Consider the following 24,871-nt stretch of genomic DNA (forward strand, 5'->3'; position numbering starts at 1 on the left):
CAGCACCCGGCGCTGCCGGTACCAACCAGCAAGGGCGGGTGCGCAGGCGCCTTGCCCAGAACCTCTGGCCAGCAACGCGTTCTGCACGTCACTGCAAATCAGTCCATTTCATAAAACTATAAGCACGGCCCTTAAAGAACGTTCAGCGAAAGCAATATCCTATTCAAAAATCTGTTTTTATAAAAAATAACAATTCATAGTGATAGCCTATGCGAGACTTTGGTCAGCTTGCATACATCAGTTGTCCGCATGTCGCCTTGTGCTGGCGCATGGCAAGGTTTGATAAATACCCAAACGCCGCCGGTATCTGCATCCGATTTGATTTATAGCAATCATTCTCAATCAGCGCTTGGTCTGCGGCGGGTGCGCCCACTTGCGCAACCACCAACGTTTTCTACCGAGGAGGTCCATTGGCATTCTTAATCTCAGTAATAGCTTCGGCATAGCAACACTGGCCACTAGATACACGTTTGTTATCAATCACATATAGGTAATTGCCCTAATCTATACACCTCACTGCTTTACATGGGCCTGCGGGGAATGGTGATTCCGCCGCAGCACACCTCGATAGGAAACATCATGAAGAAACAATTTCTCGATAACGCCTGGCGCCCCGCCAAGGGGAGAGCGCGCATTAAAGGCTGGGTATGCGCCCTAGCTGGCGCTACTGCGCCGCGCTCGTAGAACATCTTTTAGCGTGGGCGCGCCAGCGCTCTTCTTTCAACGACTACTCCTCCCTCCAGATGAGTGAGCGATGCAACCAGAGAAGGCATAAGCCTCCGGCTGCATAGCTTTCAACAACAGAAGAACCAAAACATGATTAAAAACCCGATCCTCCCTCTCAGCCCCTGTGCGCTGCTGGTCGCCTGCTTTATCGCTGGCCCTGCACAGGCCCAAAGCATTAACTTCAGTGGCGATTCCACACCGGTAGGCAGCATGGCTGACCAGTACATCACCGCCGATATCACGGTCGGCAACACCGGTACAGGCGCACTCGATGCAAATGCCAATGCCCGCTTCAACAACACCGGGCTGGCGGTCATCGGCGCAAGCGCAGGCAGCACAGGAACCGCTACATTGAGCAACGGAGTGAGCTGGGGCGCCCGGGAAATCACCGTGGGCCAGTCCGGCACCGGCACCGTCAATGTCAAAGACTCGAACATCTATGCCTCCCAAACCACCATTGGTCAAAACGCCGGCAGCATCGGCACGGTGACCGTGGACGGCGCCAATGCGAGTTGGAACATCCCACCGCTTTACCAATCGGACTTGTCCATTGGCAGCAATGGCGGCTCTGGCACGCTCAATGTGCGCAATGGCGGTTCGGTAGCCACCACCGCCAGCATTACCACAGCGGCAACGGCAGGCTCTGCAGCCACCGTGCTCGTGGATGGAGCCAACTCCCGGCTGACGGCCGTTTACCAGTGTTCCCTAGGCATGAAAGATGTGTCCTCGGTACAGATCACCAACGGAGGCCAGGTGCAGTGCTACCAAGGCGCCTACCTGGGCTTTGGCAGCGTTTCGCTCCATGGCGCCGGCTCCAAGTGGGTCGTGGGTTCGGACCTCGACATTGGGTATACCGAAAACGCCAGCCAGGCCGTGTTGAACATTGGCGAGGGGAGCCTGGTGGAGGTTGCAGCCCATCTGCGGCTGCCGAACGCCAGCAGCGCTTCTGCAGACAGCAGCGGCACGATCAATATCGAAGGCAGTACCACCCCAGGCGCACTCACCGTTGGCAGCTTTGAATTTGGCGCCAATGGTCTGGGCGTGATCAACTTCAACCATACCGATGCATCCGGCAACTACCAGTTCGCCATGCCTCTGACGGGGACCGGCACGGTGAATGTCAGCAACGCCGGCACGACGGTCATCACCGGCAACAATAGCTACGCAGGCAACACCGCTGTGAACGCTGGCACCTTGCGCGCAGGCTCGGCCACCGGCTTGAGCGCTGCCTCCGACTTTGTTGTGGCCAGCGGCGGCACGCTCGACACCAACACCTACAGCCCCACCGTCAACAGCCTGCGCAACGATGGCCTGGTGACGATGCTGGCAGGCGGCACCACCGGGGTGTTGACGGTAGCGGGCAACTACGCCGGCAATGGCGGCAGCGTGGCGCTGAACACCGCCCTGGGCGGCAGCAACTCTGCCACGGAGAAGCTCATCGTCAACGGCGATACCAGCGGCACCACGACGTTGAACATCACCAACCTGGGCGGCGCGGGCGCCGCCACCACCGGTGAAGGCATTCTGGTCGTGCAGGTCAATGGCGCATCGAACGGCAGCTTCAGCCTGCCCGCGCCAGGCTATGTGCAAGCGGGCAGCTTCCGCTACGACCTCGTCAAGACCGGCAGCAACTGGTACCTGGTCAGCGAATCGCGTGCCGAAAGCGCACCCACTGTCAGCGTGGTCTGCAGCCCGGCCGAGCTGAGCGATGCAGCCGCCGAGACTGCCACCTGCAAGGTCACGCTGAGCGCTGCGCTGACGGCCGACCTGGGCGTGAACCTGACCCTGCCCGCCACGAGCGGACGCTACACCACCACTTGCACGTCGCCGATCGTCATTGCCGCGAACGCGACCGAAGCATCGTGCACGATCACCTCGGTGCCCAACAACACCGCCAACGATGGTGATGTGATCGCAGAACTGGGCATTGCACCGCCCACCACCGCAGATGCCTACACGCCAGGCCCTGCTGCCCAGGTTCTCATCAAGGACAAGGACAAAACCGGTGGCGACAACGGCGGCGGTGACAACGGCGGCGGAAACGGCGGTGGCGACAACGGTGGCGGCACTGCGGTGCCGCACAAGGTGCCAACGATGGGCGCCATGGGCCTGATGGCGATGGCATCGGTCCTGGGCCTGCTCGGTGTGCGCCGCACGCGAGCCTCTGGTTCGCGCCGCTCGCCAGGCACCTCGGCCTAAAAGGCCCTCCTCTCTCCTCCCTCCAGAAGAGCCTGAGCTTCCGGTGCACAGAAGGCACAAGCCTCGCACCGGATAGCTTCTTGCAGCCCATACAACCAAAACACCATGAAAAATCCAATCCTCCCTCTCAGCCCCTGTGCGTGGCTGGTGGCCTGCTTTATCGCAGGCGCCGCGCAGGCCCAAAGCATTGACTTCAGCGGCGACACCCTGCCGACCGGCAATATGGGCGCCGAACTCAGCACCCGCATTGTCCTTGTCGGCGAAAACAGCACAGGCACGATGGCGATGTCCTCGGGCGCCGTGCTGAACGATACAGACGGCGGATTCATTGGCTCCAGAGGCGGTTCGGGGTCGGTAACGCTGTCGTCCCGTTCCGTCTGGAACTCGCAGGCAACCATCGTGGGCAGTATTGGCACGGGCGAGCTGCGCATTGAAAGCGGCGCCAAGCTGGTCACCCGTGGTGCGGTACTGAGTGCCAATGCCGGTGGCAAGGGAAGCGTGACGGTCGATGGCCCCGATTCTTCATGGGAAGTGGCAACCGCCAGTGCGACGCGGCTGACCGTGGGATATGCTGAATCTGGATCGCTGCGCGTGACCAATGGCGCCAAGGTGTCAAGCCGCCACCAGTTCCGCACGGCGGAGCTGCCGGGTTCCACCGGCTTGGTCGAGGTGGACGGCGCCAACTCGTCGGTGAACGCAGACAGCTGCCACCTCAGCGGCGCCGGGCTCTCTACGATCCGCATCACCAATGCGGGCCTGGTCCACTGCGCAGGCAGCGGCACGCTGCGGCATGGCACGATGGTATTGAGCGGCGCGGACTCCAAATGGTCCGTAGGCAATGATCTCTATGTGGAGGTCAGCGATGCGCCGGTGGATGCCACGATCCACCTCGGCGACGGCACGGTGATGGAAGCCGGCAGAAGGCTGCTGCTGGCATCGGCCGTGCAGCCTGAATACCGCAGCGCAGCGACGATCAATATTGCGGGCAGCACCAACCCGGGTGCCGTGCTCGCGCCCACCCTGGTCTTCGGCCGGTCCCAGCGTGGGGTGATCAACTTCAACCACACCGACGCTTCGGGCAACTATGTCTTTGCCCCATCGATGACGGGCACGGGTACGGTCAACATCAACGAGGCAGGGACGACGCGCTTTGCAGGCAACAACGTCTACAGCGGTACCACCAGCGTCAACGCAGGCGTGCTGCGTGCCGGCTCCGATACGGGATTCAGTGCGGCATCGGACTTTGTCGTGGCCAGCGGCGCCACGCTCGACACCGATACCTTCAGCAACCTAGTTGGCAGCCTCAGCAACGCGGGCACGGTCACGATGGCCGCTGGCGGTACCAGCGGAGTGCTGACCGTCGCCGGCAACTACAGCAGCAACGGTGGCAGCCTGGCGCTGAACACCACGCTGGGTGACAGCAATTCGCCCAGCGAGTTGCTGGTCGTCAACGGAGACACCAGCGGCACCACCACCTTGAACATCACCAACCTCGGCGGCACGGGCGCGCCCACCGCCGGCCTGGGCATCATGGTGGTGCAGGTCAACGGCGCATCGAACGGCACGTTCCGCCTGCCCGCACCGGGCTACCTGCAGGTGGGCAGCTTCCGCTATGACCTGGTCAAAACCGGCAACCACTGGTACCTGGTCAACGAATCGCGCGCCGAAAGCGCACCTGCGGTGGGTGTCGTCTGCACCCCTGCCGAGCTGAGCGATGCAGCCGGCCAGGTCGCCACCTGCAAGGTGTCGCTGAACGCCGCGTTGACGAGCGACCTGAGCGTCAACCTGGCCTTGCCGGCGGCCAGCGCCCGCTACACGACGACTTGCAGCTCGCCCATCGTCGTGCCCGCCAATGCGACCGAGGCATCGTGCACGATCACCGCCGTGCCCAACAACACCGCCAATGATGGTGATGTGACGGCCACCTTGGCGATTGCGCCGCCCACGTTGGCGGATGCCTATACCGTCAACGGACCGGCCGCGCAGGTGCTGATCAAGGACAAGGACAAGACCGGTGGCGACAACGGTGGTGGTGATAACGGCGGCGGTGATAACGGCGGCGGAAATGGTGGCGGCGGTGACAACGGCGGCGGAAACGGTGGCGGCGACGGTGGCGGCACTGCGGTGCCGCACAAGGTGCCGACGATGGGCGCCGTGGGCCTGATGGCGATGGCATCGGTCCTGGGCCTGCTCGGTGTGCGCCGCACGCGCCAGTCAGGGACGCCTCAGTCGAGTGCACGCCGCGCATCAGGCACCTCGGCTTAAAAGGCCCCTGCTCTCCCTCTCTCCTCCCTCCAGAAGAGCCCTGCTATCCGGCGCACAGAAGGCACCAGCCTCGCACCGGATAGCTTTTTACAACTTTTAAAACGTACCAATGATGAAAAAGGCGATCCTCCCTCTGCGCCCTTGCGCGCTGCTTGTTTCTTGTTTTATCGCTGGTTTGGCGCAGGCGCAAACCATCTCGATCACCGGTGATTCCACGCCGGCGGGTGAGATGGGCGCCAGCTATGACACGGCCCGCATCATTGTGGGCAACACCAGCGCGGGGGCCTTGGATGTGCGCGGTGGCGGCAAGCTGACGTCTACCGATGTATTTCTCGGCCCGGCGCCCGGCGGCAATGGCACGGCTACGGTGGATGGCACCGGCTCCTCGTGGGTGATCAATGCACCCTTTACCGTAGGTTTGATTATCGGCCAGGGACAGGGCTCAGGCACCTTGAGGGTCACGAACGGCGGCTCCATAACCAACAACAAAAATCTAACGGCATCGAATGCTCCCAACTCCATCGCGTTGATTGAAGTGGATGGCGCCAATTCCACACTGACCAATGGAGGGCTTTGCGCCATGGGCGGATCGGATACGTCGACCATGCGTATCAGCAATGGCGGCATGGTTCGCTGCGGCGGAATTGGCCGTATTGGATTTGGCAGCGCAACCTTGGCGGGCGCCGGTTCAAAGTGGGTGATCGGCACCGATCTGTATATGGCGGCCGCCACCGATATGCATTCCACACTGAATATCGGCGAAGGCAGCGTGGTAGAAATTGGCGGCACGGCGGAAGTGCCAAGTTTCGCGGACGCAACGATATCGACCAGCGCCACCGTCAATATTGAAGGCAGCACCACACCCGGCGCGCTGGCCGCAGCCAGCCTTTTGTTTGGCCCCAATGAAGCAGGCGTTCTCAATTTCAACCACAGCGACACATCCGGCAACTACCAATTTGCCACGCCAATGACAGGCCCGGGCAGGGTCTATGTGCTGAATGGTGGCGCAACCACATTGACCGGCAATAACAGCTACACAGGCCCCACCAGCGTGACCGAGGGCACATTGCGCGCGGGCTCTGCCACCGCACTGAGCAGTGCAACGGCCTTCTCCATTAGCACCAACGGCACGCTCGATACGGGCACCTTCAGCCCGACGTTGAGCAGCCTGCACAACGCCGGAGCGGTAACGATGCTGGCGGGCGGCACCAGCAGCACCTTGACCATCAGCGGCGAATACTATGGCCACCTGGGCAGCATTGCGCTGAACACCGTGCTGGGCGACAGCAGCGCTGCGTCGCAAAAGCTGATCGTTAACGGCAATGCAATGGGCGTGACGACATTGAACATCACCAACCTGGGCGGCGCGGGCGCACAGACCACCGGCAATGGCATTTTGGTGGTGCAGGTGGCGGGTACGTCATTTGGCAATTTCGAGCTGCCCGAGCCCGGTTATATCCAGGCGGGCGGCTTCCGCTACAGCCTGGCCAAGGTGGGCAACAACTGGTACTTGCAGTCAGAGGAGCAGCTCGAAGCCGCCGCACCGGCCGCCAGCGTCGTCTGCGACCCTTCCGAGCTGAACGGTGCAGACACCCTGGTCGCCACCTGCAAGGTGTCGCTGAGCGTGGCCGCCACGGCCGACCTGCCCATCAACCTGACCTTGCCTGCCACCCACCCGCGTTACACGACGACCTGCAGCTCGCCGATCACTGTGCCGGCCAACGCCACCGAGGCATCGTGCACGATCACCGCCGCCGCCAGCGCTGGCGCCGATGGTGCCGATGTAACGGCGGTGCTGGCCATCGCCCCACCCACCGTGGCCGATGCCTACACCATCACCGGCCCCGCAGCGGAGGTGCTGATCAAGGCCGTAGAAGGCAGAGATGGCGGTGGCGGCGACAACGGCGGTGGTGACAACGGCGGTGGCGCCGTGCCGCACAAGGTGCCGACGATGGGCGCCGCAGGCCTGATGGCGATGGCCTCGATCCTCAGTCTGTTGGGCCTGCGCCGCATGCGCAAGGATCGCACACTGGTGTAATCGCTGCGGTGGCTTTGTCACTGAACCGCCCTGGCGCTGTGGCTGGCTGGTATATAGCCAGCCGCTATAGCCCGCTTTTGAGCCCCGTTGGATACGGGGCTTTTCTTTTGCTTGCGCCTTGATGTCCGCCCTCACCCCTGCCCTCTCCCGCCAACGGGAGAGGGAGCTTTGGGGAGATCTGGGCTGGTTTTTTACTCTCACCCCCGCCCTCTCCCGCAAGCGGGAGAAGGAGTTTGGGGATGGGGTTGGTTTTGTCCCCTCTCCCGCGAGCGGGAGAGGGCTAGGGTGAGGGTGAGTGCAAGCGTGAGCGCAAGACAGAGCAAGTCTCTTCGCACCAGTTCAGGCTTTGGCGCGCTGTCCATTTATCGCACTTTCCCCACAGCAAGCACCCCGGCTGTTGCGGCCCTGCCCCATGCAGCCGGTTGACGCGGTTACAGCCTTTTGCAGAGATGTAAGTAATTCGCGTCGCTCCCTAGCGGTGAATCCAACATTCTTGGCCACAGAAGTAGCAAATTCTCTGCAACGCCGATCCAACGATTCCAGCAATGCCCTCTACAGAGGGCACATACGCGCCAAGCCATATCCATTGACACCCCTCAATTGATCAATATTGAATCATTTGATTTGCGCTATTTATTAGCACCAGAACGGCCAATCTTTGTACTGCGCATTAGTCCATCAAATTAGTAAAATTTATAATTTTTATCAATAACGAGTGTTAATCTTTGTCCCCATGCATGACTTGCATAGAAATGTGCATGACATGCATCAAAGATGTCTATATTTCCATTCAAGAAATAGAACTTTTATGATGAAAAACAAATATGTGGATGTGAGGGAAAAGGCGGTGATGGCCGGTGCAATGCACCTGAGGAGAAGGTTGAAGTTAAGTTATTTATAAATTTATCTTAACTTTCTATAACTACTCGATAGACCATTGGACTGAGCTTATCGAACCACCTTCAGCAACTGTCCTAGAAAAACAGATTCCCGCGACGCTTTGCCGAGATCGAGGTTCTTTGACCTGGATGCTTAATGCGTAGTGTTATCCAATATGCCTTGCCAGTGGAGTCCTTTTTTAGATATCTCCGCTAAATCGGTTTATTCACATTTGAGATGCAACAAAACCCCTTATATCAAGGGCTATGTCAAATGCATCGATAGCTTTTTACAACATTCAAATTAAATACGATGAGAAATTACCTATTCACCCCAACACCTATCCTGCTCGCTTGCTGGTTGATGGCCGGCAGCGCCAATGCGCAGAGTGCTCACTTCACGGGGGACACGGTTCCCACGGGAGACTTTAGAGGCGGGCAAGATTTCAATGCCAAGGTGTTCATTGGAGATTTGGGAGAGGGATCCCTGGATATCGTGTCCGACACTTTTTCCAATAGAAGGCAAGCATCTGAAATCGCGCGATCTGCAGGAAGTACTGGGACTGTTAATGTATCGTCAGGTGGCCAATGGAATACAGGACCGTTATATGTCGGCCGGGCAGGCACCGCAGTTTTTAATGTCACCAACGGGGGGAAAATAACCTCTGATCACACCTTTCTAGGGCAGTTGATGGGTGGGGTTGGAATTGCAACCGTGGATGGGCCAGGATCCGCATGGAGTATTCCACCTGAATCCAACAGCGATTTCTGGATAGGTTCCGGCGGGGGAGCAGGTACATTGAGAATTCTTAATGGAGGTACAGTATCCACCTCCAGCGATATTTATACTTCTTATGATCTCGGCAGCTCTTCCACCATTGACATTGATGGTGCTAACTCGTCGCTCAGCGCTAATGCATGGTGCTACTTCGGAATGGCAGCTCCCAGCCATATAACGATTACCAATGGCGGGCAACTAAATTGCAATCGCAACACCTATTTAGCCTGGGGCAGCGTATCTCTTAGTGGAATTGGTTCCAAGTGGAAGGTAAACACCCACCTCGACATTGGCCGCAGCCAAATACCTACCAAAGGCACACTCAGCGTTGGAGAAGGAAGTACTGTGGAATTAGCCGGTAATTTAAGACTAGCAGCAGATAGCAATAACCGTGGTGGAAGTGGAACCTTAAATATTGAAGGTTCGCGTGCACCCGGTGTATTGCTTACCCAAAATGTGCTATTTGGAGTCAGCGGCTACAACACGATCAACTTCAAACATACTGACAGCACTGGGAATTATCAGTTCTCCCCATCCATTTCTGGCGGGGGCAATGTTAATATTCTCGGCACTGGCACCACAGTCATGATGGGCAACAATGCTTATACAGGCCACACGAGTATTCAGGCTGGAGTACTGCGAGCAGGATCAGCCACCGCACTATCCAGCACTTCTGGCTATTCTATAAGCCCCAGAGGCACACTTGATATCAATCGCCACAGCTCTACGTTATATAATCTAACCAATGCTGGCAATTTAATCATCGGAGCAGGTGATACCAACGCCACAGTTACCACAACCTATGACTATTCGGGCCTGGCGAGCACGATTCACATGAATGCGGCATTGGGTGGCAATAATTCTCCAACACAAAAGCTGATAGTTAACAGAAGCACCAATGGCTCGTCCACCCTCAATATCCGCAATCTAGGCGGCACCGGCGCCCAAACGACCGGCAATGGCATTTTGGTCGTGCAAGTGGGCTGGGAATCCAACGGCCAGTTCACCCTCCCCGCCCCTGGCTATATCCAGGCAGGCGCTTACCGCTATACCTTGCACAAGGTCGGCCGCAACTGGTACCTGCAATCGGCGCCCGCCAATGCCAAAGCGGCAGCGGCTGATGACAGCGCTGCCTGCGTAGCTGACCCGCTGGCACAGGGCTGTGCGTTGGCACCCGGCCAGGGCGCAGTGGCGAAGGCCCTGCCGGCAGCATTGAAGGCGGGCACCGCGAATGCGGCGGCCGCAGAGGCAGAGGCAGCAGCGCCTGCGGCCGATGCCTCGGCGCAGCTGGAGGCAGCGCTGGGCGCGGACGACCTCAAAGACGATGGCGCCGTGGGCTTTGCCGGTGCGGTGCCGGTGCCTGGTTTGGGTATGGTGGGGATGGTGTCGCTCTCGTCCCTTATCGGCGTGGCGGGCTTGCGCCGCGGCCGCAAAGCGGTGTAAGCCACCCAAGGTGATGGCGCTGCGGTCACCGTGATAGAGCGCCAGGCCAGCTGGGGCGTTGGCCCCGCTGGCCCCTGGCCTCGACAGAAGCGGGCTGCATCTGCAGCCCGCTTTTTTTGTGGCGTCAGCATGACTGAACAGGCTGTTGCACCACGGGGGACGGTTCTGCGCTTCAATGCCTGGTGCCAGCCGTTTCCTTTTCCCTTTGCCTGTGCCTTGGTTGGCAGGGCTGCTGCTTGCACCAGGCAGCGATCCGGATGCCATAACCCCCCCCGCTACGCATGCCCACAATGCCTTCGCTTTTGAACCCCTCGCCACGGGCGTTACTGCTGCCCGTTCAGCGGCTCGCTCCGCTGCTCTTTCCGCTGCTGGTGCCGGCCACTGCCCATGGCCAGGCGGTGGTGCCGGCAGGCGATACCCGCCCAACCGCCTTTGTGGGCACCTTGGGCGCCCCCTTCAACGCTGAGCAGCTGGTGGTGGGCAACACCAGCAGCGGCAGCTTGCAGATGCGCTCGGATGCGGGGGTGTTGCATACCGGGGAGGCGGTGGTAGGCGCCCAGGCGGGCAGCAGCGGGCTCGCGACCCTCACCAGCGGGGCGCAATGGCATACCGCCCTGATAACGGTGGGCGATGTGGGCAGCGCCACGCTGCACATCCAAAGCGGTGCCCAGCTTGTCTCGCGCGAGGCCATCATCGGCCACCGCGCCGGCAGCCAGGGCCTGGTGACCGTGGCGGGCCGCGCATCGGCCTGGCATAGCGATGCGCGGGCGGGCTTGTTGGTGGTGGGCGATGCGGGCCAGGGCACGCTGAGGGTGCTCGATGGTGCGGCTGTCTCGAGCAGCCACCATCTCCGCACCGCCGAGCTGCCAGGCGCCACCGCCCGCGTCGACGTCGATGGTGCCGGTTCCACCCTGGCTGCCGGCTACTGTTTTTTCAGCACCCAGGGGGTATCGGCGGTGCGGGTCAGCCGTGGGGGGCGCATCCACTGCCGCAGCGAAGCCTGGCTGCGCTTTGGCGATTTTTCTGTGCAAGGCGCGGGCGCGGCATGGGCCGTGGGCACGCAGCTGACGGTGGGGGCCGACAGCGGCCCCGCCGCTGCGGTGCTCCGCATCGGGCAAGGCGGCGTGGTGGAAGCGGGCACGGCCCTGCGGCTGGCGCACAACCCGGGCCACCGGCCGGCTGGCCGGGGAGCCATTCATCTGGAAGGCACGACCGCACCGGGCCGGTTGCTAACGCCCCAGGTGCTGTTTGGTACGGATGGGCTGGGGGCGGTGCACTTTGACCATCACGATAGCTCGGGCAGCTATATGTTTTCGCCCTCACTATCGGGCCCCGGCAGGGGCGAGGTATCGGTCAACCAGCCCGGCATGACCACGCTGACGGGCGATAACGATTACGCGGGTGTGACGCGCATCCAGGCCGGGGTGCTGCGTGCCGGCGCTGCCACGGGCTTGAGCCATGCATCGGACTACACCGTTGCCCGCGGGGCCACGCTGGACACCCAGGGCTACAGCACGCGCCTGAACAGCCTGGCCCATGCGGGCACCGTCACCACCGGGGCCAGCGGCACCAGCGCTACGCTGACGGTGCGCCACCACTACCGGGGCGACGGGGGCCGCATCGCACTGGGTACAGTCCTGGGCGGCAGTGATGCAGCCACCGAACGGCTGCGGGTGCAGGGCGATACCAGCGGAACCACCACCTTGCACATCCGCAACCTGGGCGGCAGCGGCGCCCCAACGACGGGGGCCGGCATTTTGGTGGTGCAGGTAGACGGGGCATCGAATGGCAGGTTCCGGCTGCCCAACCCGGGCTATCTGCAAGCCGGCGGTTTTCGCTACCGGCTTATTCAGCAAGGCAAAAACTGGTACTTGCAGTCCGAAGCCGAGGCACCCCAGCCTGCTTTGCATCACGGCGCCCACTGAAACCCGTCTGCCGATCCGGTGGGCCGCTCCGCCCCGGTTTGCGCGCCACCCGTGGAACCGCAGCCCAGGCACACCTTTGCTTGCATACCCAGGTAGCGCATCTACAACAGTCAGTTTGCAATTGCGCTGCTTTGCCGCCTGTAGGTCTAAGGCCTTGATCCGCAAACGTTTGCGGGCTGCCAGGAAGGGGCTTTACCGGGCGGGGGCGGCATTCTAGGCCGTTTACCTTACAAAAAACTTACATAATTCATAGCTATTGCCCGTGGTTAGTAATAATTTTAATTTATGATCGAGCTTCCTCTGGAGGGAGGAAAAGTGCTTCTTAGGAAGACGACCTTTTGGGCCCGCCTTGTGCGGGCCCCTTTTTTGCCGCCATGGTTGCGCATACAACTAGCTACATCCGTACATCTGCATACGGCTCGGCCCCCTGGCAGATGCGGTAGGCTCGGGCAACCCTGCAAAAACACATGCGCGACGCCGCCCGCGTTGCAGTGCTGGATGACCGCTTGCCGATAGGCGCAGGGCGCCGGCGCCTTGGCAGTGCAGCTGCAAAGCGCGGGAGTGCCTCCGGCCGGGTAGGTCCGGCCGAGTAGGCCCCGCCGGGTAGGCCCTGCCGGGCCGTCCCACGCGGTGGGAGCACCTGCTGGCTTGTAGGAACTCACTGACATCTTTGTAAACAATGGTACAAGTACAATTTGCGCGGCCCGCCCGCGCTTTGCGGCGGCCTGTTCCTGCCTTACCTCCTCCCTCCTTCCATGCCCCACTCCTCTTCTCCGCAGCCGCGCAGCCTGTTCCCCTTGCCGCTGCCGATGCTGCTGGGGTTTGCCGCTGCGGCCATCGCCGCGCTGGTGATCGCCATCGTCAATGTCTACTCGGCCGATGTGCGCGCCCAGGCGGTGACCAGTATTGGCCGCATGACGGCGGCGATGCGCCAGCTCAATGAGTTTTCCGCATCGCTCAAGGATGCAGAAACCGGGCAACGGGGCTTTTTGCTGACCGGCGATGCCGCCTACCTGGCGCCCTACCGCCGCGCGCAGGACGCGCTGGAGAGCCAGTTGCGCGGGCTCGCGGCCAGCAATGACAATGCGCCGCTGCGCCAGGAGCGCGTGCAGGCCATCGATACGCTGGCGCACCAGAAGCTGGCCGAGCTGGAGGCCACGATCGACCTCAAGCAGGCCGGCCGGGGCGATGAGGCGCTGGCGCTGGTGCGCACCGACAAGGGCAAGCAGGTGATGGACAACCTCAACAACGAGGTGGCCGACCTGTACCTGCTGCAAAACAATGAGCTGGACCTGCGCCGCCGCGCCTGGGAGCAGGCGGCCACCACGTCGACCTATATCACCTGGGGCGGCTCGCTGGTGATGCTGGCGCTGGTGCTGGCATCGGCGGCGGTGTCGATGCGCGAGTTCCGCGCCAAGGCGCGCCAGACCTGGGTGTCCGACGGGCTGTCGGGCCTGGGCCAGCGGCTGCAGGGCGACCATGGCCTCGAAGAAGTGGGCGCGCGGGCGCTGGATTTTCTGGCGTCGTACACGGGCGCCAAGGTGGGCGCCGGCTACGCGCGCCACGGCATGGATGACCGCTACCAGCTGTTTGGCGGCTATGCGCTGCCCAAGGATGCATTGCAGGAGCATTTGCTGGCTGGCGAAGGCCTGGCCGGGCAGGTGCTGCGCAGCGGCAAGCTGCTGCGCGTGGGCGGGCTCGACCAGAGCCACTTGAAGATCAGCTCCAGCACCGGGCAGTCGCAACCGCTGGAGCTGGTGCTGGCGCCGGCCGTCGAGAACGGCAAGGTGCATGCGCTGATCGAGCTGGGCTTTGTGCGGCCGACCACGCAGGCGGAGCTGGAGCTGCTCGAAGGCGCGTCGTCGATCCTGGCGGTTGCAGTGCGCTCGGCGCTGGACCGCACACGCCTGGAGAAACTGCTGGAAGAGACGCGCCAGCAATCGGAAGAGCTGCTGGTGCAGCAAGAGGAAATGCGCGCCAGCAATGAGGAGCTGGAGCAGCAAAGCCAGGCGCTGCAACGCTCGCAGGCGCAGATGGAGCAGCAGCAATCGGAGCTGGAGCAGACCAATGCCTACCTGGAAGAGCAGACGCAAAAGCTGGAGCACCAGCGCGAGCAGCTGCTGCGCGCCAAGGATGCATTGACCGACAAGGCGCGCGAGCTGGAAGTGGCCAGCCAGTACAAGAGCGAGTTCCTGGCCAACATGAGCCACGAGCTGCGCACGCCGCTGAATTCCACGTTGATCCTGGCCAAGCTGCTGGGCGACAACAAGCCGGGCAACCTGACGGCCGAGCAGGTCAAGTATGCGCACACGATCTACGCGGCCGGCAACGACCTGCTGGCGCTGATCAACGACATTCTGGACCTGGCCAAGATCGAGGCCGGCCAGGCGACCGTGGTGCTGGAGCCGGTCAACCTGGCCACGGCGATGCAGTCGCTGATCGAGCCGCTGCGCCCGATGGCCCAGCAAAAGGGGCTGGCGCTGACCTGCCATATTGCGCCAGGCGTGCCGGCCTACACGCAGACCGATGGCCAGCGCCTGGGCCAGATTCTGAAGAACCTGCTGTCCAACGCGATCAAGTTCACGGACCGGGGCAGCGTCAACCTGCAGCTGACGCAAAACCAGCCCGGCACGTTGACGTTTGCGGTGCACGACACCGGCATCGGCATTCCCGAGCACCAGCAGCAGCTGATTTTTGAAGCATTCCAGCAGGCCGATGGCAGCACCCACCGCAAGTACGGCGGCACGGGCCTGGGCCTGTCGATTGCGCGCGACCTGGCGCAGCTGCTGGGCGGCCAGATCACCGTGCAGAGCACGCCGGGCCAGGGCAGCGTGTTCAGCTTCCACATGCCGCTGGTCAAGGCCGGCACCCCCGCAGCAGAGGTGCCGATGGCGCCGAAGGCGGCCGATGCGCTGCGCCCCACATCGCCAGCGCTGGCGGCAGCCGGAGCTGCGGCAGCCGGAGCAGCAGCACCGATGGCGGCGCCGGGCAAGAGCGCAGCGGCCGCTGTGGCCCCCCGCGCCACGGCGGCGTTCCAGCCCGCCAACACCGCAGATGCTGCAACGGTTTTTGCAAGCACCTCGGCCACCGCCAGCACGGCAACCTTGGATGCGGCCGCGCACAGCATGCCTGCCAGCGCCCCGGCCACGGCGGCGGCGGCGGTGCTGGAGCTGCCGACAATCATCCAGGGCCGCCATCTGCTGGTGGTCGAGGACGACCCGCGTTTTGCCGACATCCTGCAGGAGCTGGCGCGCGAGATGGGCTTTAGCTGCCAGGTGGCGCGCAATGCGGCCGAGGGCCTGGCCGCTGCAGTGCAGTTCCTGCCCAATGCGATCGTGCTGGACATCAACCTGCCCGATTTCTCGGGCCTGGGCGTGCTGGACCAGCTCAAGCGCAACCCGGCCACGCGCCATATTCCCGTGCATATCGTCTCGGTGGCCGATTACTCGCAAGAGGCGCTGGTGCGCGGCGCGCTGGGCTACGCGCTCAAGCCCGTGCAGCGCGAGGAACTGGCCCAGGCCCTCAAGCGCCTGGAGGCCAAGTTCACGCAGAACATCCACCGCGTGCTGCTGGTGGAGGACGACGAGCGCCAGCGCGACAGCGTGCACAGCCTGCTGGGCAACAGCGAGGTCGATGTGGTCTGCGCCGGCACCGCCGGCCAGGCGCTGGAGTACCTGGCCCAGGGCACCTATGACTGCATGATCATGGACCTGAACCTGCCGGACATGAGCGGCTTTGCGCTGCTCGAGCGCATGTCGGAGCAGGATGGCGTGTCTTTCCCGCCGGTGATCGTCTACACCGGCCGCGCGCTGTCGCGCGACGAGGAGACGCAGCTGCGCCGCTTCTCGCACTCGATCATCATCAAGGATGCACGCTCGCCCGAGCGCCTGCTCGACGAGGTGACGCTGTTCCTGCACCAGGTCGAGTCGCGCCTGTCGCCCGAACACCAGCAGATGCTGGCCCAGGCGCGCAGCCGCGAGGCGGCGCTCGAAGGCCGCAAGGTGCTGGTGGTGGAAGACGATGTACGCAACGTGTTTGCGCTGACCAGCATCCTGGAGCCCACCGGCATCAGCGTGGACATTGCGCGCAACGGCCGCGAAGCGCTGGAGGCGCTGGACCGCGAGGACAGTGCCGTGGACCTGGTGCTGATGGACATCATGATGCCGGAGATGGACGGCTATACCGCCATGCGTGAAATACGCAACCGCCCGCATTTGAAGCGCCTGCCGATCATTGCGCTGACCGCCAAGGCCATGAAGGACGACCAGGAAAAATGCCTGGCCGCCGGTGCCAACGATTACATTGCCAAGCCGCTGGACGTGGAGAAACTGCTGTCCCTGGTGCGGGTGTGGATGCCCAAGTAAAACGCCGATGCCATTACGCAAGAAGGCCGAGATTGCCGAGATTGAGCAGCGCCTGCTGCTCGACGGTATTTATTACCGTTACCACTATGATTTTCGCGGTTATGCGCAGGGCTCGATCAAACGCGGGCTGGAGGCAGCGCTGGTCTCCTTTGGCTGCAAGACCCTGTCGCAGCTGCAGGACCGGATCATGCATGACCCGGCGGCGTTCACCGCGCTCCTGGGTTATCTGACGGTGCAGGTCAGCGACATGTTCCGCGACCCGGCGTATTTTCTGGCGCTGCGCCGCGAGGTGGTGCCGCTCTTGCGCACCTACCCGTCGCTGAAGATCTGGGTGGCCGGCTGCAGCACCGGCGAGGAGGTGTACTCGCTGGCGATCCTGCTGCACGAGGAAGGCCTGCTCGAGCGCAGCCTGATCTATGCGACCGATATCAACTCGCAGGCGCTGCGCATCGCCGAGCAAGGGATTTTTGCGATCGAGCGCGCCGAATCATTCTCGCAAAATTACCTGCGCGCGGGCTGCAAGCATTCGCTTGCCGATTATTACACCGCGCACTACGGCCATATTGTGCTGGACAAGGAATTGCGCAAGAACATGGTATTTGCCGACCACAGCCTGGCGACCGACAGCGTATTTGCGGAAATGCATTTGATATCCTGCCGCAATGTGCTGATTTATTTTGATTCGGATTTACAGAACCGGGCGCTGGACCTTTTCCGGCAGTCGCTGTGCCACCGCGGTTTTCTGGGCCTGGGCATGAAGGAATCGCTGCGTTTCTCCAACCAGGCAGCGGCATTTGAAGATGTGGCGACGGTTGAAAAAATATACCAGAAGAAACCAACCCTTGAGTAGTTTATAAAATACCCCCCGGGGCGGGCAGCAGGCGCTGCAGGGTGCTGCGGGGATTGTTTTGAGTTGTAGTTCATGAACACCACTGACGGCATCAAGTGCCTGATCGTTGACGACATTCCGCAGAACCTGGTCGCGCTGGAAGCGCTGCTGCAACGCGACGGGGTGCAGTTCCTCAAGGCGCACTCGGCCCGCGAGGCGCTGGAGCTGCTGCTGCAGCACAGCGATATCGCGCTGGCGCTGCTGGATGTGCAGATGCCCGAGATGAACGGCTTTGACCTGGCGGCGCTGATCCGGGGCAGCGAGCGCACACGCCACATTCCGCTGATCTTCATGACGGCGGGCACGCATGAGCAGAACTGGCAGTTCCAGGGCTACGAGAGCGGCGCGGTCGATTTTCTGTACAAGCCGATCGACCCGGACATGCTCAGTGCCAAGGTCAGCATCTTCTTCGAGCTGCACCGCCGCAAGCAGGAGCTGGCCCAGCAGTTGCAGGAGCGCACCGAGGCGCTGCGCGTCAACGAGATGTTCATGGCCGTGCTCAGCCACGACCTGCGCACGCCGCTGCAGTCGATCAAGGTGACCGCCAGCCTGCTCAAGCGCCAGCCCGATGCCAGCAGAAACGAGGAACTGGCCGAGCGGCTGCTGAGCAACAGCCAGCGCATGGGACGCATGGTGGAGGATCTGCTCGATGTGACCCGCATCCGCCAGGCCGGTGGCCTGCGGCTGACCTTGACCGACATGGACCTGGCCAGCCTCTGCGCAGCGGCGGTGGATGACGCGCGCCACAGCGCGGCCGACCGGGTACTGCACTACGAGGCGCTGGGCAGCACCGAAGGCCGCTGGGACAGCGAGCGCCTGGCGCAGGTCATCGGCAATATTCTGGGCAATGCGCTCAAGCATGGCACGGCAGACGAGCCGATCACCGTGACCATCGATGGCAGCGCAGCGGCGGAGGTGGTCGTGGGCATCGAGAACGGCGGCACGATCCCTGCGGCCTTGCTGCCCGACCTGTTCAAGCCGTTTCGCGGCGGGGAGCGCCAGCCCGGTCAGCGCGAAGGTCTGGGGCTGGGCCTCTATATTGCGCAGCAAATTGCGCGGGCGCATGGGGGCGGCATCCAGGTGCAGTCCGCAGACGGGCGGACCCGCTTTGAGCTGCGGCTGCCGCGCCAGCCGCTGGCATCGCACCGCCAGGCGCTGCTGTAAGGCGGCTGGACCCTAGGCGCTGCGCTGGCCTGAACACGGGTTCGGGCCAGCGGCGGTCATTCGGTAGGGAGGAGCAGGCGACTGGGAGGCGGCAGGCCCGTGGCGCGTACCGCCCTCCGGGCGGGCGCCCGGCCGCAGCACCGGAGCGGTGCGCTCCGGCGGGTACTTATTGGAGGGTACCGGTGTGCTGGGTCTGGATGTGGCCGAGCAGATCTTCCAGCTCTTCGATCTCGAACGGTTTGAGCAGGGTGCGCACGTTCGGGCCCCACTGGCTGGGGTAGTGCCCCAGGTCATAACCGCTGCACAGCACAATCCAGCGCTGGGGCGCCTGCTGCAGCAGACTTTGCGCCAGATCGGTGCCCGATTGGCCAGGCAGGCTGACATCGGTGACCACCAGGTCAAACGGCGCCTGGCCGTCGAGCTGCAGCGCTTCTTCCGCATTGGCGCAGCAGGTCACGCTGCGGCCAGGCCCTTCCATGAGACAGCCAATCGTCTCTCGCAGTTCGTCGTTGTCTTCTATGTAGACTATTCGCATTGCAAACCCAATAATCAATGTTAATTGCAATAAAAGCTATTGCCGACTGAGATTTGCATGAAGAAATTTATCCATGTAGGACATTTTCTTTTTATGCCGCTGGAATATAGCACAGGACGGTTTCAGAAAATATGCGTGGCACCACGAAAACCCCTGGCAAAAATCGGATTTGGCACTGTAGTCCTATTCTGACAATGACCGTATATGCGCACCCACAAACGGTTTGCAAACCATCGTTAAAATGAAGTTCTGGCCATTGAGGCTTTTGAAAAAAGGGTATGGAGCTGACCATTGCGGCCAATCCATACCCGGCATCAAATTAATAAATAAGCAATACGGCTCTGGATATTCTCGCAGCGCATTACAGTCGCATTATCTGCAGGCCGAAATTAATGGGTCTGCGGTTCCCCACCTGCGGTAATCCGGTCCGGTTGCGCCGTTTCAAAGAAGACCGCGAGCAAGCCAGCCAACGCTGTGCTGCCGCCACCAAGGAAGACCAATGATCAACGTAGGACTTGTCGATGACCACGCTATCGTTCGCTCGGGGCTGAAGCAATTTCTGGCGGATTTCGTGGATATCCGCGTCGTAGGAGAGGCTTCCAACGGACGCGAAGCCATTGACCTGGTACGCAATGAATCGATTGACGTGCTGGTAATGGATTTGTCGATGCCGGGCCAAAGCGGTATTGATGCGCTGACGATGTTGCGCGCCAAGGAGCCCGACATGGGCATCCTGATCCTGAGCGGCTACCCGGCCGAGCACTATGCGATCAACCTGATACGCCAGGGTGTCAACGGCTACCTGAACAAGGAATGCGACCCGAGCGAGATTGTCGAGGCGATCCGCACCATCTCGCTGGGCAAGCGCTACCTGACCCCGATGGTGGCCAACCTGCTGGCCCAGCAGCTGGGCCGCAAGGACGATGCGCCGCCGCATGAGCACCTGTCCGAGCGCGAGTTCCAGGTGTTCCTGAAGCTGGCCCAAGGCGAAACCGCCAGCAATGTGGCCGAGCAGCTGTCGCTGAGCGTCAAGACCGTCAGCACCTACCGCACCCGCCTGATGGAGAAGATGACCCTGAACTCCAACAGCGACCTGACCTACTACGCGCTGAAGAACGGCTTGATCAGCTGATCGCCCTCCCCACCCCGCTCCAACACACGCCACCTTCGGGTGGCGTTGTCGTTGGCGGGACGCGGCGCTTGCTTGGCCCTGTGCCGCACGCTGCCTTGCAGAGCGGCATAAAATGCGATTAATTCTCATTTGACATTGCTTGGTGCTGCGCGCATGCCCTCCCCGGATCTCTCCATCGACGATGACTTGAGCGGCCTCTATGCTGCGCACAGCACCTGGCTGCAGCAGTGGCTGCGCAGGCGTCTGGGCGACAGCTTTGCAGCAGCCGATCTGGCGCAGGACACCTTTGTCAGCCTGCTGTCCAGCGCCACCCCCCGCGAAGCGATCCGCGAGCCCCGGCCTTTTCTGGCGACCATTGCCAAGCGGCTGGTGGCCCACCGCCACCGCCGCCAGCTGCTGGAGCGCGCCTACCTGGAAGCGCTGGCCTGCCTGCCCGAGGCGCTGGCCCCGTCGCCCGAGACCCAGCTGATCGCAGTGCAAAGCCTGCAAGAGATCGACCGGGTGCTGGACGGCCTGCCCCCCAAGGTGCGCGAGGCCTTTTTGCTGGCCCACCTGGCCGGGCTGAGCTATGCCGAGATTGCCGGCAAGCTGGCGGTGTCCGCCAGCTCGGTCAAGCAGTACCTGGCGCGGGCCAACCGCGAATGCCTGTTTGCGATCGCGCTGTAGCCGCATGCCTGCCTCCCCCACCGTAACCCTGCCCGGCGGCCGCGTGATCAGCCGGGCCACGGCCGATGCCGCGGCGGACTGGCTGACGGTGTTGATGTCCGGCGATGCCGGCGCTGAAGAGCAGCAGCAGTGGACCGCCTGGCGCCAAGCCCATGCGGACCATGAGGCCGCCTGGCAGCATATCGAAGCCGTGACCGGCCGCATGCAGGCCTTGGGCCCGCACCCGGCCTACACCGCACTGACGGCCCGGGGCGCGCGCAAGCCGGTATCGGACGCGCGCCGGCGTGCCACGCGGCTGCTGCTGTGGGGCGGCCTCGCTACCGGCGCGGGCCTGCTGGCATCGCGCACCACCGCCTGGCAGCGCCAGGTGGCCGATTACCGCAGCGCCACCGGCGAGCAGCGCCGCTTGGCACTGGACGATGGCACCGAGCTGCTGCTGAACACCGGCAGCGCGCTGAACCTGCGCTTTGGTTCAACAGAGCGCCGCTTGGTGCTGCTGGCCGGGGAGGTCATGGTGACAACCGCCCATGCGCTGGGCGCTGCCGCCGACCCGCGCCCGCTGCTGGTGGAGACGGCGCAGGGCAGCATCCGCGCGCTAGGCACCCGGTTTACCGTGCGCCAGCAGGCAGCGCACACGGAGGTGGCGGTGCTGGAGAGCGCGGTAGAGATCCGCTGCCGCGATGGCGCGGGCGGCACGCGCTTGCTGCAGGCGGGCACGCAAACCCGGTTCAGCCACAGCGCCATCAATGCACCCAGCGCGGTGGATGCGCAAACGCAGGCCTGGACGCGGGGCCAGCTGATGGCCGATGCGCAGCGCCTGGACGACTTTCTGGCGGAGCTGGGCCGCTACCGGCCGGGCGTGCTGCGGGCCGATCCGCAGGTGGCAGGGCTGCGGCTGTCGGGGGTGTTCCCGCTGGGCGATACCGACCGCATTCTGTCCACCCTGCCCAGTGTGCTGCCGGTGCAGGTGCGCACGCGCAGCCGTTACTGGGTGACGGTTCTGCCGGCCAACGCGCCCGCTTGAGAAAAAATATTTGCGCTCCACCCTGCCCGATTCGCTGGCTTGCGGCACCTAGCTGATGAGGGACCTGCATTTGCCCAGGCCCGCCCAGAGGAACCACATGCCGACATTGCCACCCGCCCGCCATGCAGGGCGCCCCCACCCCTCCCCGATCGCGCTGGCCTGCCTGGCCATGGCGCTGGGCTTGAGCGCTGGCGCGCCCAGTCTGGCGAGCGCGCAGAGCAGCACAGCGAACGCCCCTACAGACAGCAACACCGCCGCCACGGCCACCGCCGAGCTGCACATCCCCGCCGGCCCCTTGGCCCCTGCGCTGCGCCAGCTGGCCAGCAGCACCAACACGATGCTGAGCTTTACCGCAGCGCAAAGCGATGGCAAACAGACTGCCGGCCTGAGCGGCCGCCACTCGGTGGCCGAGGCGCTGGCGCGGCTGCTGGCGGGCACGGGCCTGCAGGCAGTACAGCTGGACAATGGCGCCTATGTGCTGCGGGCCAGCAGCACGGCAAGCGCGCCAGCGGCTGCCGCAGCCAGCGCCGATGCAACTGCCAGCTACACCTTGCCGCAGATCACGGTAACCAGCACGGCCCCAGGCCTGGGCAGCAGCGATGGCCGCACCGAGGGCACGCAGTCGTACACGACAGGCAGCATGCGCACGGCAACGCGCCTGGACCTGTCGATGCGCGAGACGCCGCAGGCGGTGACCGTGGTCACCCGCGAGCGCATCCAGGACCAGGGGCTGGCAACGGTCAATGATGTGGTGCAGACGGCGCCCGGCCTGACCTACCGCCGCTTTGGGCCCGAGCGCGCGTCGTTCTTTGCGCGCGGCATGTATGTGGACAACATCATGTACGACGGCCTGCCGGTGAGCCTGGACAGCTCCAACCTGTCGCAGGACCTGCTGGCCACCGACATGGCGATTTACGACCGGGTGGAGATCGTGCGCGGCGCCACCGGGCTGTCGCAAGGGGCAGGCAACCCGTCAGCCGCGATCAATCTGGTGCGCAAGCGGCCCACCCGGGAGCGGCAGATATCGGCCAGCGTCAGCGCCGGCAGCTGGGACCGTTACCGCGCCGAGCTCGATGCCGCTGGGCCGCTGTCGGACGACGGCAGCCTGCGCGGCCGGCTGGTGGCGGCCACGCAGGACTACGGCAGCTACAAACGCGGCGAAAGCAGCCAGGGCCAGACCCTGTACGGCATTGTGGAGAAGGACCTGACCGCCCGCACCACGTTGACCCTGAGCGCGCTGCACCAGGAGAGCAAGCTGCATGGCAATGGCTTTACCGGCCTGCCGGTGGCCAGCGATGGCAGCGATCTGGGGCTGCCCCGCTCTACCTCGTACGCCAATGACTGGGAGCACTGGGACAAGACCACGAACTCGGCGTTCCTCGGTCTGGACCACCGCTTTGACAATGACTGGCGCCTGCAGCTGTCAGCCTACTACGCACAGGCAGAGATGGACATGCAAGGCCACTACCTGAGCCACAACCTGACGACCGGCCTCTACAGCCAGCTGGGCGCGCGCAATGCGCACCAGGAAAAGCAATCGAGCATCAACCTGTATGCCAACGGCCCGTTTGCGCTGCTGGGCCGCAAGCATGAGCTCGTGCTGGGCGCCAGCTACCGCCATATCGACTTTGATGGCAACAGCCGCCAAGGCCTGGTGCTCAACAACAACCTGGATCTGCGCAGCTTCAACCCCAGCGCCGTGGCCGACCCGCAGATTCCGCTGCGCGACTGGATGGACGCCAAGATCACCCAGCAAAGCCTGTATGCGACCACGCGGCTGAACCTGGCCGACCGCCTCAAGCTCATCGTCGGTGGCCGGGTGGACTGGTTTGACTACCGGGACACCGTCAACACCTACCCGAACTTTGCCGCGAACACGCCGTCCGTCAGCGCCCACAACCGCTACGAGATCGAACATCGCCTGAGCAAGTACGCCGGCCTGGTCTACGACCTGAACGACCAGCATGCGCTGTACGCCAGCTACACCGATATCTTCAAGCCGCAGAACTACCTGGATGCGAACAACCAGCTGCTGAGCCCGGTGGTGGGCCGCAACTATGAGCTGGGCATCAAGGGCGAGTACTTCAACGGCAGCCTGAATGCGTCGGCCAGCGTCTTCCGCATGGACCAGCAAAACCGCGCCTACCGCGCCAGCGACCAGACCCAGTGCGCGAGCTACCCCGCCACCACCTGCTACGCCGCTGCTGGCGAGGTGCGCAGCCAGGGTTTGGAGCTGGAGCTGCAAGGCGCGCTCACCCCCAACTGGCAGCTGGGCGCCGGCTACACCGTGGCCATTGCGCGCTACCGCAAGGATGCCAATGCCGCCAATGTGGGCGCGCTGTTTGATACCGACACGCCCCGGCATTTGTTCAAGCTCTCGACCATGTACCGACTGCCCGGCGCGCTGCAGGGCTGGCGCATTGGTGGCACGGTCTACCGCCAGGGCGGCATCTACAACCAGGGCACCACCAGCGGCGTGCCCTTTAACATCCGCCAGCATGCCTATGCCATTGCCGACCTGGTGATCGGCTGGCAGGCCACGCCGCAGCTGGACCTGCGCCTGAACATCAACAACCTGTTTGACAAGACCTACTACAACGCCTTGTCCGGCACGGCGACGTTCCCCAGCAATGTCTATGGCGAGCCGCGCCATGTGATGCTGACTGCGCGATACCAGTTCTAAGCCACTGCGCCAGCAGATGTGCTGAGGCCCCCGCCCTGAACCAGGTGGATGGGCAAGGGCCAGTCAGCCTCGCCTCCATCCAGCGTAAAGAGCTTGGCTCCGTTGGGGGATGTAGAGCGGTGTGGCTCGGCGTGGTCTGCGGAGGATCCCCAGCGCTGTGAT

The 24,871-nt window shown here is 62.9% G+C and carries 13 protein-coding genes; 12 read left to right on the top strand and 1 reads right to left on the bottom strand.

Features of this window, described 5'->3' with window-relative positions:
• Window positions 1-816: 816 nt before the first annotated feature.
• The 8 genes from AB7A72_RS00975 to AB7A72_RS01010 all read left to right on the top strand — a co-directional run bounded on the left by AB7A72_RS00975 (window position 817) and on the right by AB7A72_RS01010 (window position 18,669).
• The gene (locus tag AB7A72_RS00975; protein WP_369458739.1) at window positions 817-2,925 is read left to right on the top strand and encodes an autotransporter outer membrane beta-barrel domain-containing protein; all 2,109 of its coding nucleotides are present in this window, start codon (window positions 817-819) and stop codon (window positions 2,923-2,925) included.
• A 105-nt stretch (window positions 2,926-3,030) separates the two neighbouring features.
• Entirely contained in the window at window positions 3,031-5,190 is a 2,160-nt protein-coding gene (locus tag AB7A72_RS00980; protein ID WP_369458740.1) for an autotransporter outer membrane beta-barrel domain-containing protein, read from the top strand.
• A 175-nt stretch (window positions 5,191-5,365) separates the two neighbouring features.
• Window positions 5,366-7,228: an autotransporter outer membrane beta-barrel domain-containing protein gene (locus tag AB7A72_RS00985; RefSeq protein ID WP_369458741.1), complete on the top strand. Its 1,863-nt coding sequence runs from the start codon at window positions 5,366-5,368 to the stop codon at window positions 7,226-7,228.
• A 1,335-nt stretch (window positions 7,229-8,563) separates the two neighbouring features.
• Window positions 8,564-10,327, top strand: coding sequence for an autotransporter outer membrane beta-barrel domain-containing protein (locus AB7A72_RS00990; protein ID WP_369458742.1), 1,764 nt, complete (start codon window positions 8,564-8,566; stop codon window positions 10,325-10,327).
• A gap of 290 nt (window positions 10,328-10,617) precedes the next feature.
• Window positions 10,618-12,252, top strand: coding sequence for an autotransporter outer membrane beta-barrel domain-containing protein (locus tag AB7A72_RS00995; protein WP_369458743.1), 1,635 nt, complete (start codon window positions 10,618-10,620; stop codon window positions 12,250-12,252).
• Between the two features lie 755 nt (window positions 12,253-13,007).
• Window positions 13,008-16,616, top strand: coding sequence for a response regulator (locus AB7A72_RS01000; RefSeq protein WP_369458744.1), 3,609 nt, complete (start codon window positions 13,008-13,010; stop codon window positions 16,614-16,616).
• A gap of 7 nt (window positions 16,617-16,623) precedes the next feature.
• Window positions 16,624-17,466 (top strand): CheR family methyltransferase, encoded by an 843-nt coding sequence (locus AB7A72_RS01005; protein WP_312525820.1) that lies wholly within the window; start codon window positions 16,624-16,626, stop codon window positions 17,464-17,466.
• Between the two features lie 72 nt (window positions 17,467-17,538).
• On the top strand, window positions 17,539-18,669 hold the full coding sequence (locus tag AB7A72_RS01010) for a hybrid sensor histidine kinase/response regulator (protein ID WP_312463623.1): 1,131 nt from the start codon (window positions 17,539-17,541) through the stop codon (window positions 18,667-18,669).
• A 166-nt stretch (window positions 18,670-18,835) separates the two neighbouring features.
• Here AB7A72_RS01010 and AB7A72_RS01015 read toward each other — a convergent pair whose 3' ends face one another.
• The gene (locus AB7A72_RS01015) at window positions 18,836-19,204 is read right to left on the bottom strand and encodes a response regulator (protein ID WP_239811484.1); all 369 of its coding nucleotides are present in this window, start codon (window positions 19,202-19,204) and stop codon (window positions 18,836-18,838) included.
• Between the two features lie 499 nt (window positions 19,205-19,703).
• Between AB7A72_RS01015 and AB7A72_RS01020 the strand changes: the two genes are divergently transcribed.
• From AB7A72_RS01020 to AB7A72_RS01035, 4 genes are all read left to right on the top strand, one after another.
• A complete protein-coding gene (locus AB7A72_RS01020; RefSeq protein ID WP_133855691.1) occupies window positions 19,704-20,336 on the top strand; it encodes a response regulator in 633 nt (210 codons plus the stop codon).
• A gap of 153 nt (window positions 20,337-20,489) precedes the next feature.
• Window positions 20,490-21,002 carry a sigma-70 family RNA polymerase sigma factor gene (locus AB7A72_RS01025; RefSeq protein ID WP_369458745.1) on the top strand — a complete coding sequence of 171 codons (513 nt, stop codon included), beginning with the start codon at window positions 20,490-20,492 and terminating at the stop codon, window positions 21,000-21,002.
• Window positions 21,003-21,006: 4 nt separating this feature from the next.
• Window positions 21,007-22,026, top strand: a complete 1,020-nt coding sequence (locus AB7A72_RS01030; protein WP_369458746.1) for a FecR domain-containing protein — start codon at window positions 21,007-21,009, stop codon at window positions 22,024-22,026.
• Window positions 22,027-22,123: 97 nt separating this feature from the next.
• Window positions 22,124-24,709 (top strand): TonB-dependent siderophore receptor, encoded by a 2,586-nt coding sequence (locus tag AB7A72_RS01035; RefSeq protein WP_369458747.1) that lies wholly within the window; start codon window positions 22,124-22,126, stop codon window positions 24,707-24,709.
• Window positions 24,710-24,871 lie beyond the last annotated feature (162 nt).

Source organism: Comamonas sediminis, from assembly GCF_041107495.1.
Lineage (GTDB): Bacteria > Pseudomonadota > Gammaproteobacteria > Burkholderiales > Burkholderiaceae_C > Comamonas > Comamonas sediminis.

Bases quoted from the DNA above. Each gene is read 5' to 3' on its own strand.
- AB7A72_RS00980 (WP_369458740.1), top strand. From the start codon at position 3,031: ATGAAAAATCCAATCCTCCCTCTCAGCCCCTGTGCGTGGCTGGTGGCC.
- AB7A72_RS01025 (WP_369458745.1), top strand. From the start codon at position 20,490: ATGCCCTCCCCGGATCTCTCCATCGACGATGACTTGAGCGGCCTCTAT.
- AB7A72_RS01005 (WP_312525820.1), top strand. From the start codon at position 16,624: ATGCCATTACGCAAGAAGGCCGAGATTGCCGAGATTGAGCAGCGCCTG.
- AB7A72_RS01035 (WP_369458747.1), top strand. From the start codon at position 22,124: ATGCCGACATTGCCACCCGCCCGCCATGCAGGGCGCCCCCACCCCTCC.
- AB7A72_RS01020 (WP_133855691.1), top strand. From the start codon at position 19,704: ATGATCAACGTAGGACTTGTCGATGACCACGCTATCGTTCGCTCGGGG.
- AB7A72_RS01015 (WP_239811484.1), bottom strand. From the start codon at position 19,204: ATGCGAATAGTCTACATAGAAGACAACGACGAACTGCGAGAGACGATT.
- AB7A72_RS01030 (WP_369458746.1), top strand. From the start codon at position 21,007: ATGCCTGCCTCCCCCACCGTAACCCTGCCCGGCGGCCGCGTGATCAGC.
- AB7A72_RS00975 (WP_369458739.1), top strand. From the start codon at position 817: ATGATTAAAAACCCGATCCTCCCTCTCAGCCCCTGTGCGCTGCTGGTC.
- AB7A72_RS00995 (WP_369458743.1), top strand. From the start codon at position 10,618: ATGCCTTCGCTTTTGAACCCCTCGCCACGGGCGTTACTGCTGCCCGTT.
- AB7A72_RS01000 (WP_369458744.1), top strand. From the start codon at position 13,008: ATGCCCCACTCCTCTTCTCCGCAGCCGCGCAGCCTGTTCCCCTTGCCG.
- AB7A72_RS01010 (WP_312463623.1), top strand. From the start codon at position 17,539: ATGAACACCACTGACGGCATCAAGTGCCTGATCGTTGACGACATTCCG.